We start from the raw sequence: 13741 nt of genomic DNA, 5'->3' as shown, positions 1-13741 counted from the left end.
TGGACTATCGGCAACTATTGTTTAGCTACACTGAACCCTCGTTATGTCGTGAATAACTCTTTCCCCGTACCGTGGAAAGAACCGACCGCACCAGGGGCGAGCTTGGTCTGGAGCGCCGTCCCCGTCTTTCCGGTGAATCCTCGTCGGCGACCCGGTAGCCAGTCGTCCCCCGGCTCTCGGCTGCGCTAACTTCAAGTACAGTTACTTGATATCTGTTAGCATGGATCTGTTCGATTCAGGCACAGTCCGATCTCTTTCGGTGCCGAACCGTGCCGTCTTCCGCCCCGTGCGAACGAGATTTGTCGACGACGGGAGACCGACCGAGGAGCTCGCGGCCCATCTCGGCGCCCGCGCGGCTGGCGGTGCCGGGCTGGTGGTCGGTCCCGCCGAGATGCTCGTTCACCCCTCGGCCAGTGGTCCTGCCTTCGTCGACGCGTACGACGACGGAACGGTTTCGGCGCTGACGAGCGTCGTCGACGCCGTCCACGACCACGACACGAAGATCGTCGGCCAGCTCACCCACACGGGGGCGGAGTCCCGCGGCGACTGGGAGATGCAGCCCCAGCTCGCCCCCTCGGCGTCGCCCTCCGACGCCGCCTACGAGATGCCCAAAACGATGACCCGGGACGACATCGACGAGGTGCTATCCGGGTTCGGCGACGCGGCGGCGAACCTCGATGCGGCCGGCTTCGACGGCGTCGAACTGGCCGCGGGCCCGTTCTCCGTCCTCCGACAGTTCCTCTCCCCGCGGTACAACGCCCGGGACGACGAGTACGGCGGCGACTGGCCCGCGAGGGCGCGGTTCGTGAACGAGGCGATCGACGCGGTCGCCGGGCGGATCGACGGGCCGGTCGGGCTCCACCTCTCGCTGGCGGAACTGGAGTACGGCGGCTACGGGTTCGACGACGTTCCCGCGATCCTCGACGCGCTCGCGGGGTTCGACTACCTCTCCTGTACCGTGGGGAGCCACGCGACGTACAACCAGACACACGCCGGCATCTCGGCGGAGGCGCCGGAGCTGCGTGACCCGATCGCGACGACTGCCGACGCCGTCGACGTCCCCGTGATCGGGCGGCTCCCGTTCACGAGCGTCGACGACGCCGACGCGCTGTTCGACGCCGGCGCCGAGTTCGTGAGCTTCACTCGCCAGCTGCTGGCGGACGCCGAGACGCTCGCGAAAGCCGACGCGGGGGAGCGCCCCAACCGCTGTATCCAGTGTAACCAGAAGTGTCTCGAAGCGGTGTACGGCCACGCTCACGGTGGCCACGTCGAGTGTGTCGTGAACCCCCGGACCGGCCGGGAGTCCGAGCTGCCAGCACTCTCCGCCCTCGACGACGCGGCGCTCCCGCAGCAGGTCCTCGTCGTCGGCGGTGGGGCGGCGGGGCTGCGCTTCGCTGCGGTTGCGGCCGAGCGCGGCCACGACGTGACGCTCCGCGAGGCGAGCGACAGCCTCGGCGGCCAGCTCGGCCTCGCCGCACAGGGGCCGCTCGCACCGTTCGCGCGGGCGAGCGAGGATCTGGCGGCCGCGGCGCGCGACGCGGGCGTCACGGTCGAACTGGCGTCGCTCGTGAACGCCGACAGCGTGGCGCCGTCGTGGGACGCTGTCGTCGTTGCCACGGGTGCGACGCGACCCGAGACGGGGGACCGGTTCGACGGCGAGGTCGTGAACGCGTTCGACGTGCTCGAGGGCGCCGAGGTGGGGGAGGACGTGCTGCTGTTCGACGAGAACCGCTGGGTCGTCACCGCCCAGACCGGGCTGGAGCTCCTCGGCCGCGGCGCGTCGCTGGAGATGGTCAGTAGCGACCACTACCCGGCGTTCCGCACCGAGCAGCCGAACCTCCCCGGCTTCGTCGCGGCGCTCCAGGCACAGGGCGCCGCGTTCACCGGGAACCACACCGTCGACTCGGTTGCCGAGGACGGGACGGTCACGCTCCGGAACACGCTCACCGGCGAGGGCGCGAGCCGAGAGCCGGACACCGTGGTCGTCGTCGGCCGGCGGCAGGCCGACGAGTCGCTCTACCTCGAACTCGACGAGCAGCGCGACGACGTGTATCGTGTGGGCGACGCCGTCTCGCCCCGGAAGCTCGACCGTGCGTACTACGACGGGGAACTGCTCGCACGGCGGCTGTAACGCTCGGTCAGGCGAGTCGCCGGTACAGCCACTCCGTCACCCGTGCCGGAACCACGCGGTCGGCCAGGATCGCGAGCCGTGCGTCCCAGCCGACGACGTAGCGGCGCTCCGGCCGCTCGACGCTCGCGGCGCGGTAGATCTCGTCGGCGACCCGTTCGGGCGCCATCCCGCGACGTTCACTGAGTCGCTGTGCGCGGTCCACGAGCCGACGGAGGCGTCCGTACTCGGCGACTTCGTCGAGCGTGGACTCGGTTTCGTGGAGCCGGTCCTCGAACCCCGTCCGCACGGCGCCGGGCTCGATCAGCACGACGTCGACGCCGACCCCGGCGGTCTCCGCCCGGAGCGACTCGCTCAGTGCTTCGAGCGCGTGTTTCGATCCGGCGTACGCGCCGCGAGTGGGGTAGGCGACCCGACCGAGCAGGCTGGAGACGTTCACGATCCGCCCGCTGCCAGCCCCACGCATGTGGGGCAGGACGGCCTGCGCGAGCCGGACGGGGCCGAACACGTTGACCTCGAACTGCGCGCGCAGCTGGTCCACAGGGATCTCCTCGACGGCGCCGGCCTGCCCGTAGCCGGCGTTGTTCACCAGACAGTCGATCCGGCTGTCGCGGGCGACGACGCGCTCGACGACGGCGTCGATCTGTCCCCCGTCGGTCACGTCCAGCGCGGCGGTCCGACAGCCGGCGTCGGCGAGATCGGTGATGTCCGTCGGGTCCCGAGCGGTGGCCCAGACCCGCCAGCCGGCGTCGAGGAAGCGCCGAGCGGTCGCGCGACCGATCCCCGAGGAACAGCCGGTGATCAGGACGACGGGGGAGTGATCGGGCGCCATGGTCATTTCGCGAGCATCCCCGCGTCGACGGGGAGGGTGATCCCGGTGACGTAGCGGGCGGCGTCGCTGGAGAGCCACATGTACGCCTCGCTCACGTCCCGGGGTTCGATCAGCTGGTCGTCCAGTACGTTCATCGATCCACTGGCGTCCGACACCGACGTGAGCGCGTCGTCGCCCATCGTCTCGAGGATGCCGTCGATCATCGGCGTCGCCACGCCGGTCGGGACGACCGCGTTGACGTTCACGCCGTGCTCCGCGAGTTCGAGCGCGAGCGCTTTCGTCAGCCCGACGACGCCGTGTTTGGCGGCGGCGTAGTGGCCCGAGCCCCTGGCGCCGACGAGCCCCGCCGTGGACGCGGTGGAGACGATCTTGCCGCCATCGCCGCGCTCGACGAACTGTTGGCCGACGTGCTTGCTGCAGAGCCACGTCCCCTTGAGAACGGTGTCGACGAGCTCGTCCCAGCGCTGTTCGTCCATCGCCACGAGATCGGCGACGTTCCAGATGCCGGCGTTGTTGGCGAGGATGTCGATCTTGCCGAACCGGTCGAGCGCCTCGTCGACGGCGGCTTCGACGGCGGACTCCCGGCGGACGTCGGCACGCACGACGAGCGCGTCCCCACCTTCGTCCTCGACGAGGCTGGCGGTCTCGTCCAGTTGGGCCGCGGAGGCGAGCGGGTACTGACTGGTCTCGATCCCCTTTGGCCCGTCGACGACCACCACGTCGGCGCCGTGTTTCGCGTACTGCCGGGCGTGGGAGCGGCCCTGGCCTCGGCCGGCGCCGGTGACGAACGCGACCTGGCCGTCGAACGCGTATTCGGGCACGATTGGTGGTGTTCGTCCTGCGACACGATTTAGCTTGTGGTGGGTCCGACGCCAGAACTATTACTAAACGTTTCTACACGAGGGGTATGGCAACCCCTGTCGAACTCGTGGTGTTCGCGGTCATCGGCCTGTTCGGGGCGAACGCGGTGCCCCACTTCGTGAAAGGCGTCACCGGGGAACGGCACATGACGCCGTTGGGGCCGGAGTCGAGCGCCGTAGCGAACGCGGTCTGGGGGAGCATCAACGTCCTCGTCGCGGGGTCGCTGGCGTGGGTGTATCGCGACGCTGTCGAACCGACCACGCTCGCGGTCGCGTTCGTAACTGGGACGGCGATGGCTGTCGGGCTGGCGTCGTACTGGGGAGAGTAGCGCTCGGGGGTGCCCCGCGAGGGCACCCGAGTCGGTCGCAGCTACTTCGCGGTCATCCCCGCGTCGACTTTCAGCGTCGTCCCGGTGACGTAGCTGGCGGCGTCGCTGGAGAGCCACATGTACGCCTCGCTGATCTCCTTGGGTTGGAGCATCTCCCCCTCGTCGAACACGTTCGCCGGTCCGGTCATCGCCATCGTCTCCTCGAGGAGCTCCTCGCCGTACGCCTCGACGTACCCCGAAATCATCGGCGTGTCCATCCCCGTCGGGGCGACGGCGTTGACGTTGACGTCGTACTCCGCGAGTTCGAGCGCGAGCGTCTTCGTCAGCCCGCGAACGCCGTGCTTGGCGGCCACGTAGTGGCCGTTCCCCGGCGACGCGGTGAACGCGGCCGTCGACGCCGTGGAGATGATCTTGCCGCCGTCGCCGCGGTCGATGAAGTGCTGCCCGACGTGTTTGGCACAGAGCCACACGCCTTTGAGGTTCGTGTCGATCATCTCGTCCCACTGCTGCTCGCTCATCTCCGTCGCGTCGGCGGCGTTGAAGATGCCGGCGTTGTTCGCGAGGACGTCGATCTTGCCGAAGTGGTCGACTGCTTGCTCGACAGCCGCTTCGACCTCGTCCTCCTCGCGGACGTCCATCTGGATCGCGAGTGCCTCCTGGCCCTCGTCCTCGACGAGACTCGCCGTCTCCTCGAGCTCGTCCGGCGTGCTGAGGTCGTAGGGGTTGGTGTCGACGTTCTCGCAGATGTCGGTGACGACGACGTCAGCGCCGTGTTTCGCGTAATGCTGTGCGTGTGAACGCCCCTGGCCGTGACCGGCGCCAGTGACGAATGCGACCGTACCGTCGAAATCGTATTCGACCATTGAGTGAGTGGTTATCGTCGATTGGTTAGCTTACTTCGCGAGGAACCCGGCGTCGACTGGAAGATAGACGCCGGTGACGTAGCGTGCGGCGTCGCTGGAGAGCCACATGTACGCCTCGCTGATATCCTTCGACTCGATCATCCCGCCGTCGCCGAAAACGTTCCACGGCCCGGTGAGCTCCGTCACCTCCCCGAGCGCCTCCTCGCCGTAGGCCTCGTTGACCCCCGTGATCATCGGCGTGTCGACCCCGGTCGGGCCGATACAGTTGACGTTGACGTCGTACTCGGCGAGTTCGAGCGCCAGCGTCTTCGTCAAACCGACGACCCCGTGTTTCGCGGCGACGTAGTGGCCCTGCCCGGGGATCCCGATCGCGCCGGCGGTCGAGGCCGTCGAGACGATCTTGCCGCCGTCGCCCCGTTCGACGAAGTGCTGGCCGACGTGTTTCGAGGCCAGCCAGACGCCTTTCAGGTTCGTGTCGATCATCTCGTCCCACATCGCCTCGTCCATCTCCACTGCGTCCGACATCGACGCGATGCCGGCGTTGTTGGCGAGGATGTCGATCTTGCCGAACTGATCGACGGCGCGTTCGACCGCGGCTTCGACGTCGCTCTCGTCGCGAACGTCCATCTCGATCGCCAGCGCCTCCTGCCCCTCGTCCTCGACGAGGCTGGCTGTCTCCGCGAGCTCCTCGCTGGTCCCGAGGTCGTAGGGGACAGTCTCCACGTTCCGACTGATGTCGGTGACGACGACGTCGGCGCCGTGTTTCGCGTAGTGTTGGGCGTGCGAGCGCCCCTGTCCGTGTGCCGCCCCCGTGACGAACGCCACCTTGTTGCTGAAGTCGTACTCGACCATGGTCACTTGGCTGTCGCGCCCGCGTCGACGGGCAGTGCGATCCCGGTGACGTAGCGTGCGGCGTCGCTGGAGAGCCACATGTACGCCTCGCTGATGTCTTTCTCCTCGATCATCTCGCCCGGCTCGAACACGTTCATCGGGCCGGTCAGCTCGCCCATCTCCTCGAGCATCTCCGGGCCGTACGTCTCGATGTAGTTGTTCATACCCGGGCTGTCCAGCGCTGTCGGGCAGACGGCGTTGACGTTGACGTCGTACTCGGCGAGTTCGAGCGCCAGCGTCTTGGTGAGGCCGATAACGCCGTGTTTGGCTGCGACGTAGTGGCCGGCGCCGGGCGCGCCGACGAGGCCGGCCGTCGAGGAGGTGTTGACGATCTTGCCGCCGTCGCCGCGCTCGACGAAGTGCTGGCCGACGTGCTTGCTGCAGAGCCAGACGCCCTTGAGGACGGTGTCGATCACGACGTCCCACAGCGCCTCGTCCATCTCGACGAGATCCGCCATCGGCCAGATGCCGGCGTTGTTCGCGAGGATGTCGATCCTCCCGAACTCCTCGAGCGCCTGGTCCACCGCCGACGCGACCTGCTCCTCCTCGCGAACGTCCACTTCGAGGGCCAGCGCCTCCTGTCCCTCGTCCTCGACGATGCTGGCCGTCTCGTGGAGTTCCTCCGTGGTCCCCATGTCGTAGGGGACCGACTCCAGGTTGTGGCCGACGTCGGTGACGACGACGTCGGCGCCGTGTTTCGCGTAGTGTTGTGCGTGCGATCGCCCCTGTCCGTGTGCGGCGCCGGTGACGAACGCCACCTTGCCGCTGAAGTCGTACTCTGGCATTGTGTTGTCTCGGTTACTTCGAAGTCATCCCTGCGTCGACGGGGAGCCCGATCCCGGTAACGTAGCGTGCGGCGTCGCTGGAGAGCCACATGTACGCCTCGCTCACGTCCTTCGCCTCGATCATGTCCACGTCCTCGAACACGCTCCACGGCCCGGTGAGCGCCCCCATCTCGTCCATCAGCTCCTCGCCGTAGGCCTCGGTGAACCCGGCGATCATCGGCGTCTGAACGCCGGTGGGACAGACGGCGTTGACGTTGACGTCGTACTCCGCGAGTTCGAGCGCCAACGTCTTCGTCAGGCCGAGCACACCGTGTTTCGTCGCGACGTAGTGGCCCGCGGAGGGGGTCGCGATCAGCCCCGCAGCCGACGCGGTGGAGACGATCTTGCCGCCGTCGCCGCGGTCGATGAAGTGCTGCCCGACGTGTTTGGCACAGAGCCACACGCCTTTGAGGTTCGTGTCGATCATCTCGTCCCACTGCTGTTCGGGCATCTCCGTCATGTCGGCCGCGTTGAAGATGCCGGCGTTGTTCGCGAGGATGTCGATCCTGCCGAACTCGTCGATAGCTTCGTCGACGGCCGCGGCGACTTCGTCCTCCTCGCGCACGTCCATCTGGATGGCGAGCGCCTCCTGCCCCTCGTCTTCGACCATGCTCGCCGTCTCCTCGAGCTCGTCCGACGTGCTGAGGTCGTAGGGGTTGGTCTCGATGTTCTCGCAGATGTCGGTGACGACGACGTCGGCGCCGTGTTTCGCGTAGTGCTGTGCGTGCGACCGTCCCTGGCCGTGACCGGCGCCAGTGACGAACGCGACCTTACCGTCGAAATTGTACTGTACCATGTTGTTGGGTTGTTGATTGTTATCTGTCGTGCGTTACTTCGCGAGGAACCCGGCGTCGACGGGGAGGAAGATGCCGGTGACGTAGCGTGCGGCGTCGCTGGAGAGCCACATGTACGCCTCGCTGATGTCGCTCGGTTCGATCATGTCCGTGTCCGGGAAGACGCTCATCGGCCCCGCTACGGCGCCCATCTCGTTCATGAACTCCTCGCCGTACCCCTCGAGCATCCCCGCGACCATCGGGGTGTCGACAGCTGTCGGCCCGATGCAGTTGGCGTTGACGTCGTACTCGGCGAGTTCGAGCGCGAGCGTCTTCGTGAGGCCGATGACGCCGTGTTTCGCGGCGACGTAGTGGCCGTTACTCGGAATGCCGACCTGCCCGGCGGTCGACGCGGTGGAGACGATTTTTCCCCCGTCGCCACGGTCGATGAAGTGTTGTCCGACGTGTTTCGAGCAGAGCCATACCCCCTTGAGATTCACGTCGACGAGCTCGTCCCACATCGCCTCGTCCATCTCCGTCAGGTCGGCGATCGATTCGATGCCGGCGTTGTTGGCGAGGATGTCGATACGGCCGAACTCGTCGAGCGCCTCGTCGACGGCGGCCTCGACTTCGGCTTCGTCGGAGACGTCGGCTTCGACAGTGAGTGCTCGCTGGCCTTCGTCCTCGACGAGACTCGCCGTTTCGTCGAGTTCGTCGGCCGTACCGAGGTCGTACGGCACCGTGTCCTTGTTGTGAGCGATGTCGACGGCGACGACGTCGGCACCGTGTCTCGCGTAGTGTTGTGCGTGTGAGCGCCCCTGTCCGTGTGCAGCCCCCGTGACGAAGGCCACCTGACCGGTGAAGTCGTACTCTGGCATGGGTCTGTCTCCGGGAACGACCCTGCGTTATGTACTAACGCGGTGTGTGTTCCCACATTACCATGTTTTATCATCCACAATAAGTGTACTCCAACTCATCAATACTCGGGGACCTATCAGATTTAATAAATTATCTCCCCGTGGTTGAGAAACCAGATCGACAGCGGAAAATCGGTCTCGGTCGGGGCTCAGTCCTCGAGCCCCAGCTCGCGCCGCACGTCGTGGAAGACGCCCATCACGTCCTGTTCCTCCTCCTCGAACGGGAGGCGCTGGAGGCGGTGTTCCAGCGCCATCCGGGCGACGCGGCGGACGGTCCGGGCGGTCACCTCGTCGTCGCCCTCGAACGCCGCGAGCGTGCGGGCGGCCCGCCGGAGCGTGATGTCGCCACGGTGGCCGTCGACGTCGAGTTCGATGTTCATGCCGGCGATCAGCCGGGCGACGTCGTCGCCGAGCGCCACGCCGTCGAGCCGCGTCCGGGCAGCAGCGATATCCTCCCGGAGCGCCGCCTGCTCGTCGGCGTACTCCGCACGGAACGCCTCGGGGTTGGCCTCGAACGCGGCGCGGCGGCGGCTGATCTCCACGCGGTCGTCCACCTCCGTGACACCCTCGACGTCGACGACGAGGCCGAACCGGTCCAGCAGCTGCGGGCGGAGGTCGCCCTCCTCGGGGTTCATCGTCCCGACGAGGATGAACTCCGACGGGTGGCGGAAGGAGACGCCTTCGCGTTCGACGATGTTCTCCCCCATCGCTGCCGCGTCGAGCAATACGTCGACGATGTGGTCGTCGAGCAGGTTCACCTCGTCGACGTAGAGGATGTTCCGGTTGGCGTCCGCGAGGATGCCGGGTTCGAACTGTCGTTCGCCAGCCTGCACCGCGCGTTCGAGGTCGATACTGCCGACGACGCGGTCCTCCGAGGCGTTCAGCGGCAGGTCCACCACCCGCATCGACCGGGTCTCGGTTGGGAGGTCGTCGCCGGCCGCGTGGCGCTCCCGACAGTCGTCACACATCCGGTCGTGGTCGTCGGGCGGGCAGCCGTACGGGCAGTCCGCCACGGCCTCGATGTCGGGCAGCACCTCCGCCAGCGCACGGACGGCGGTGGATTTGGCGGTGCCGCGCTCGCCCCGGATCAGCACGCCCCCCACGTCGGGGTTGATGGCGTTGAGCACGAGCGCGCGCTTCATCTCGGTCTGGTCGACGATGGCCGTGAACGGGAACGTCCCGGCGGCTCGCGGTTCCTCCTCGGCTCCCGGCGTGTCGTGTGTGATGTCGTGGTTCGTCATCGATTGTGGTCGATCGTCGTCGGTCTCGTCCCCGTCGCGTCGGGTCATGCCGTTCCCTCCTCCCAGTCGAGCGCCTCGAGGTCCACGTCACGCGGGAGATCGATCAGCGGCAGGTAGTCCGCCCCCATCGCCGCCGCGAACTCGCGGTTGCGCTCGTGGCGTTTCCGCTTCATCCGCCGGGCTTTCCGGTCGGTCCAGATCTCGTCCGGCGTCGTGTCGATCTTGTGGCCGGTGTCGACGAACACCGACGGGATGTCGTCGTCGTCGAACATCGCCGCGGCGCGGAACGTGTCCTCCTTGGCGTCGCCGTCCTCGCGGTACTCGACGTTCGACTGCCCGTCGGACAGCACCACGACAAGCGGGTAGAGCTCTTGGTCGCGGCGTTGCTCCCGCTGGACCAGTTGGTACGCCTCGACCAGCCCGTGAGCCAGCGGCGTGTTCCCGCCGACGGTCAGCCCCGAGACGGCGTCGCGGGCCTGCCGGTGGTTGCGGGTGGGTTCGACCAGCGTGAACGCCCCCTCGCCGCGGAACACCACCACGGCGACCCGGTTTCGGGCGCGGTAGGCGTCCTCGATCAGCGAGAGCAGGCCGCGTTTGGTCTCCATCATCTGCCGGCCGCTCATCACGCTGCCGCTGGCGTCGACGACGAACACCACCAGCGCACGCGCGGTCCGCTCGCGGAGCTTCTGCCGGAGGTCCCGCGGTTCGATCACCAGTTCGTCGCCCTCCCCGCCACGCTGTCGCTGGTGGGGCGCAGCCGCACGCAGCGTCGCGTCGATCGCCACGTCGTCGACGTCCTCCCGGATCCGCGAGCGGACGTACCGCCCGCTGCGCACGTCGACCCGCGAGGGGGTCCGTCGCGCGAGCGCGCTCCGCATCGTCCGGTCCTTCTCCGGGTCGATGGCGGTCCGGTCGACCGTGTAGGACGCCTCGCCCTCGGCGATGGGGATGCCGCCCCCCTGCTGGTCGGCCGAGTCGTCGCCCTCGGACTCGTCGTCGTCGTCCTCGCCCTCCTCGGCGTCCTCGTCGTTGCCGGTCGAGAGCGCTGCTTCGCCGAAAGTCATCTCGGCGACCCCCTCCACGCGGTGGGGGAACGCGAAGTACTGAGCCTCCGCGACGCTGGACTCCGTCACTTCGTCCTCGCCGTCGAGTGCGGCGATGGCGCGGGCGATCCGGGAGACGGCGATGTCCGCGCGCATCCCGTGGGCGCGCTGCCGGAGCGCCTCGTAGGAGGCGTCACGCTGTCGGTCCTCGGCCATCTCGACCCTCCCGAGGCGCTCGCGGGCCGCCCGGAGGCGCTCGCGGAGCGCTCGCTGTTCGTCGGCGTACGCCGCGCGGAACGCCTCGGGGTCGGCGTCGAACGCCTCCCGGCACTCGGCGATCTCGACGCGCTCCCCGGGATCGTCGCTGGCCCCGACGTCGACGACGATGTCGAAGCGGTCGAGCAGTTGGGGTCTGAGCCCGCCCTCCTCGGGGTTCATCGTGCCGACGAGAACGAACTCCGACGGGTGGCGGAAGGAGACGCCCTCGCGTTCGACGATGTTCTCGCCCATCGCCGCCGCGTCGAGCAGCACGTCGACGATGTGGTCGTCGAGCAGGTTCACCTCGTCGACGTAGAGCACGTTGCGGTTGGCGTCCGCCAGGATACCGGGGTCGAACGTCGCTTCCCCCGACTCGACGGCTCGCTGGAGGTCGATACTGCCGACGACCCGGTCCTCCGAGGCGTTCAGCGGCAGATCCACCACCCGCATCCGTCGTCGTTCGACCGGGAGGTCGTCGCCGGCCGCGTGGCGCTGCTGGCAGTCGCTGCACATCCGATCGGGGTCGGCGGGCGGACAGCCGTAGGGGCAGTCCGCGACGACCGCGATCTCGGGCAGCACCTCCGCCAGCGCACGCACGGCAGTCGACTTGGCGGTCCCGCGTTCACCACGGAGCAGCACGCCGCTCACGTCCGGGTTGACGGCGTTGATCAGTAACGCACGCTTCATCGCTTGCTGGTCGACGATCCCGGTGAACGGGTACGATACCTCCATGTCAGTGTCTCACAATGGGACAGATGGTTATAAACAAGTTCCGGACCTACCACCGGCGGTACACCTTTATCCTCGCCCGGACAAGACCTGAGAGAGAACCACACACAAGCTATGCCAGACATGCTTTTCACGCCGAGACGAATCGGGTCAGTGACGATCCCGAATCGAACGGTGTTCCTCGCCCACGAGACGGGGTTCGCGGAGGACGGCCTGCCGACCGAGCGCGACGCCGCCTACTACGAGGCGCGGGCCCGCGGCGGCGTCGGCCTCATCATCGGCCCGTCGAGCATGCTCGTCCACCCGAGCGCGTCGAACCCGATGTACGCCTCGGGGTACGACCCGGACGTGATCCCGCGGCTCCGGATGATCGCCGACGCCGTCCACGACCACGGGACCAAGGTGTTCGCCCAGCTCCAGCACACCGGTGGGGAGGACACCGGCGAGCACGCGATGCGGGAGACGTGGGCGCCGTCTGCGGTCCCGTCGGAGTACGGCTACGAGATGCCCAAGCGGATGGAGCACGAGGACATCGAGGAGATCAAACTCGGCTTCGCGAAAACCGCCGAGCACGTCGAACGGGGGAACCTCGACGGGATCGAACTCAAGGCGGGCCACGACGGGATCCTGCGGCAGTTCCTCTCGCCGAAGTACAACAACCGCGACGACGAGTACGGCGGCTCGCTGGACAACCGTGTCCGCCTCGTGAACGAGGTCGTCGAGGCGATCCGGGACCGCGTGGGCGAGGAGTTCCCGGTCGGGATCCGGCTCACGCTGGACGAGATGGAGGAGGGCGGCTACGACTACGACTACGCGGTCGAAGTCATCCGCCGGCTCCACCCGAGCCTGGACTTCATCGACTCCGACATCGCCACGATCTCGAAGCTGTACATCACCGACGCGCCGATGCACGCGCCGCTCGGCTACACGTCCGAGTACTACGGCGCCGCGCGGGAGGAGGTCGACATCCCGGTCATCGCGGCCGGCCGGATCAACGACCTCACGAAGGCCAACGACGTGCTGGAGGAGGGCCGTGCGGACTTCGTCGGGATGTGCCGCCAACTGATCTGCGACGCCGACACGGTCCGGAAGGTCCGCCGCGGCGAGGACGAGGAGGTCACCCACTGCATCGCCTGCAACCAGAACTGTCTGGGCGGCATCCACACCAACGGCCACGTCGGCTGTATCCAGACGCCACGCTCGGGGCGGGAGACGAAGATCCCCCATCTCGAGGACCGCGATCCGGCGTCGACGCCACGGGACGTGCTCGTCGTCGGCGGCGGGCCCGCGGGGCTCTCCTTCGCCGTGACGGCCGCCGACCTCGGCCACCAGGTGACGATCCGTGAACGGGAGGCCCAGCTCGGCGGCCAGTCGAACATCGCGACACAGGTCGACTCCCGACAGGAGTTCGGCGACGCGGTGCGGAACCTGAAGAACCAGCTCGGGAACCGCGACGTGACCGTCGAGACGAACACGGAGGTCGTCCCCGAGGCCGTCGACGCCGACGCGTGGGACGACGTGGTCGTCGCCATCGGCGCCAGCGAGAGCCAGCCGGACCTGCAGGGGCCGGACGTCCACCGCTCGTGGGACGTGCTCCGGGGCGACGACGTCGGGGACTCGGTGATCGTCTTCGACAACAACAAACACGCGGCGGGGGTCAGCGTCGCGGAGTACCTCGCGGCCGACCACGACGTGACGTTCGTGACGACCTCCTACCACCCGGGCGACCAGCTGGAGGGGACGAACGTCCCGCCGTTCCTCGAGACGCTGTACGAACACGGCGTCGACATCGAGACGCACGTCACCGTCATCGGGTTCGAGGGCAACACCGCCCAGCTGCTCAACGTCTACTCCGAGGACGTGCACACTGTCGCTGCCGACTCGCTCGTGGTTGCGGAACGCCGGGAGGCTCGGACCGGCCTCGCCGACGCGCTGGAGGAACAGGGGTTCGCGGCCGACGCGGTCCACCGTGTCGGCGACTGCGTCGCGCCGCGACTGATCGACAAAGCCATCTACGACGGCGAGCTGCTCGCCCGGGAGCTATCCGCATGAC

The 13741-nt window shown here is 67.8% G+C and carries 12 protein-coding genes; 3 read left to right on the top strand and 9 right to left on the bottom strand.

Going from position 1 to position 13741, the window contains the following annotated elements; genetic code table 11:
* Positions 1-286: 286 nt before the first annotated feature.
* Complete coding sequence (locus B4589_RS15915; RefSeq protein ID WP_255246159.1) at positions 287-2131, top strand: FAD-dependent oxidoreductase; 1845 nt, start codon at positions 287-289, stop codon at positions 2129-2131.
* A 7-nt stretch (positions 2132-2138) separates the two neighbouring features.
* Here the strand turns inward: B4589_RS15915 and B4589_RS15910 are convergent, their stop codons facing one another.
* Both B4589_RS15910 and B4589_RS15905 read right to left on the bottom strand, forming a co-directional pair.
* Positions 2139-2960 (bottom strand): SDR family oxidoreductase, encoded by an 822-nt coding sequence (locus B4589_RS15910; protein ID WP_079232142.1) that lies wholly within the window; start codon positions 2958-2960, stop codon positions 2139-2141.
* A gap of 2 nt (positions 2961-2962) precedes the next feature.
* The gene (locus B4589_RS15905; RefSeq protein ID WP_079232143.1) at positions 2963-3781 is read right to left on the bottom strand and encodes a mycofactocin-coupled SDR family oxidoreductase; all 819 of its coding nucleotides are present in this window, start codon (positions 3779-3781) and stop codon (positions 2963-2965) included.
* A gap of 86 nt (positions 3782-3867) precedes the next feature.
* Between B4589_RS15905 and B4589_RS15900 the strand changes: the two genes are divergently transcribed.
* Positions 3868-4149, top strand: coding sequence for a hypothetical protein (locus B4589_RS15900; protein ID WP_079232144.1), 282 nt, complete (start codon positions 3868-3870; stop codon positions 4147-4149).
* A 41-nt stretch (positions 4150-4190) separates the two neighbouring features.
* Here B4589_RS15900 and B4589_RS15895 read toward each other — a convergent pair whose 3' ends face one another.
* From B4589_RS15895 to B4589_RS15865, 7 genes are all read right to left on the bottom strand, one after another.
* On the bottom strand, positions 4191-5012 hold the full coding sequence (locus B4589_RS15895) for a mycofactocin-coupled SDR family oxidoreductase (protein ID WP_079232145.1): 822 nt from the start codon (positions 5010-5012) through the stop codon (positions 4191-4193).
* Between the two features lie 30 nt (positions 5013-5042).
* Positions 5043-5864, bottom strand: a complete 822-nt coding sequence (locus tag B4589_RS15890; protein WP_079232146.1) for a mycofactocin-coupled SDR family oxidoreductase — start codon at positions 5862-5864, stop codon at positions 5043-5045.
* A gap of 2 nt (positions 5865-5866) precedes the next feature.
* Positions 5867-6688 (bottom strand): mycofactocin-coupled SDR family oxidoreductase, encoded by an 822-nt coding sequence (locus tag B4589_RS15885; protein ID WP_079232147.1) that lies wholly within the window; start codon positions 6686-6688, stop codon positions 5867-5869.
* Between the two features lie 13 nt (positions 6689-6701).
* Positions 6702-7523: a mycofactocin-coupled SDR family oxidoreductase gene (locus B4589_RS15880; protein ID WP_079232148.1), complete on the bottom strand. Its 822-nt coding sequence runs from the start codon at positions 7521-7523 to the stop codon at positions 6702-6704.
* A gap of 33 nt (positions 7524-7556) precedes the next feature.
* On the bottom strand, positions 7557-8378 hold the full coding sequence (locus B4589_RS15875) for a mycofactocin-coupled SDR family oxidoreductase (protein ID WP_079232149.1): 822 nt from the start codon (positions 8376-8378) through the stop codon (positions 7557-7559).
* 188 nt (positions 8379-8566) lie between these two features.
* Positions 8567-9706, bottom strand: a complete 1140-nt coding sequence (locus B4589_RS15870; protein WP_255246158.1) for an ATP-binding protein — start codon at positions 9704-9706, stop codon at positions 8567-8569.
* Entirely contained in the window at positions 9703-11691 is a 1989-nt protein-coding gene (locus tag B4589_RS15865) for a VWA domain-containing protein (protein WP_079232150.1), read from the bottom strand. The genes B4589_RS15870 and B4589_RS15865 overlap by 4 nt, the downstream gene beginning before the upstream one ends.
* Before the next feature lie 150 nt (positions 11692-11841).
* Between B4589_RS15865 and B4589_RS15860 the strand changes: the two genes are divergently transcribed.
* Positions 11842-13740, top strand: a complete 1899-nt coding sequence (locus B4589_RS15860; RefSeq protein ID WP_255246157.1) for an FAD-dependent oxidoreductase — start codon at positions 11842-11844, stop codon at positions 13738-13740.
* The last annotated feature ends 1 nt before the right edge of the window (position 13741 follow it).

The sequence above is a fragment of the Halolamina sp. CBA1230 genome (assembly GCF_002025255.2).
In the GTDB taxonomy this organism is placed as follows: Archaea; Halobacteriota; Halobacteria; order Halobacteriales; family Haloferacaceae; genus Halolamina.
The sequence above is the reverse complement of the archived record's forward strand: the minus strand, read 5'-3'. Positions and strand labels throughout refer to the sequence as shown.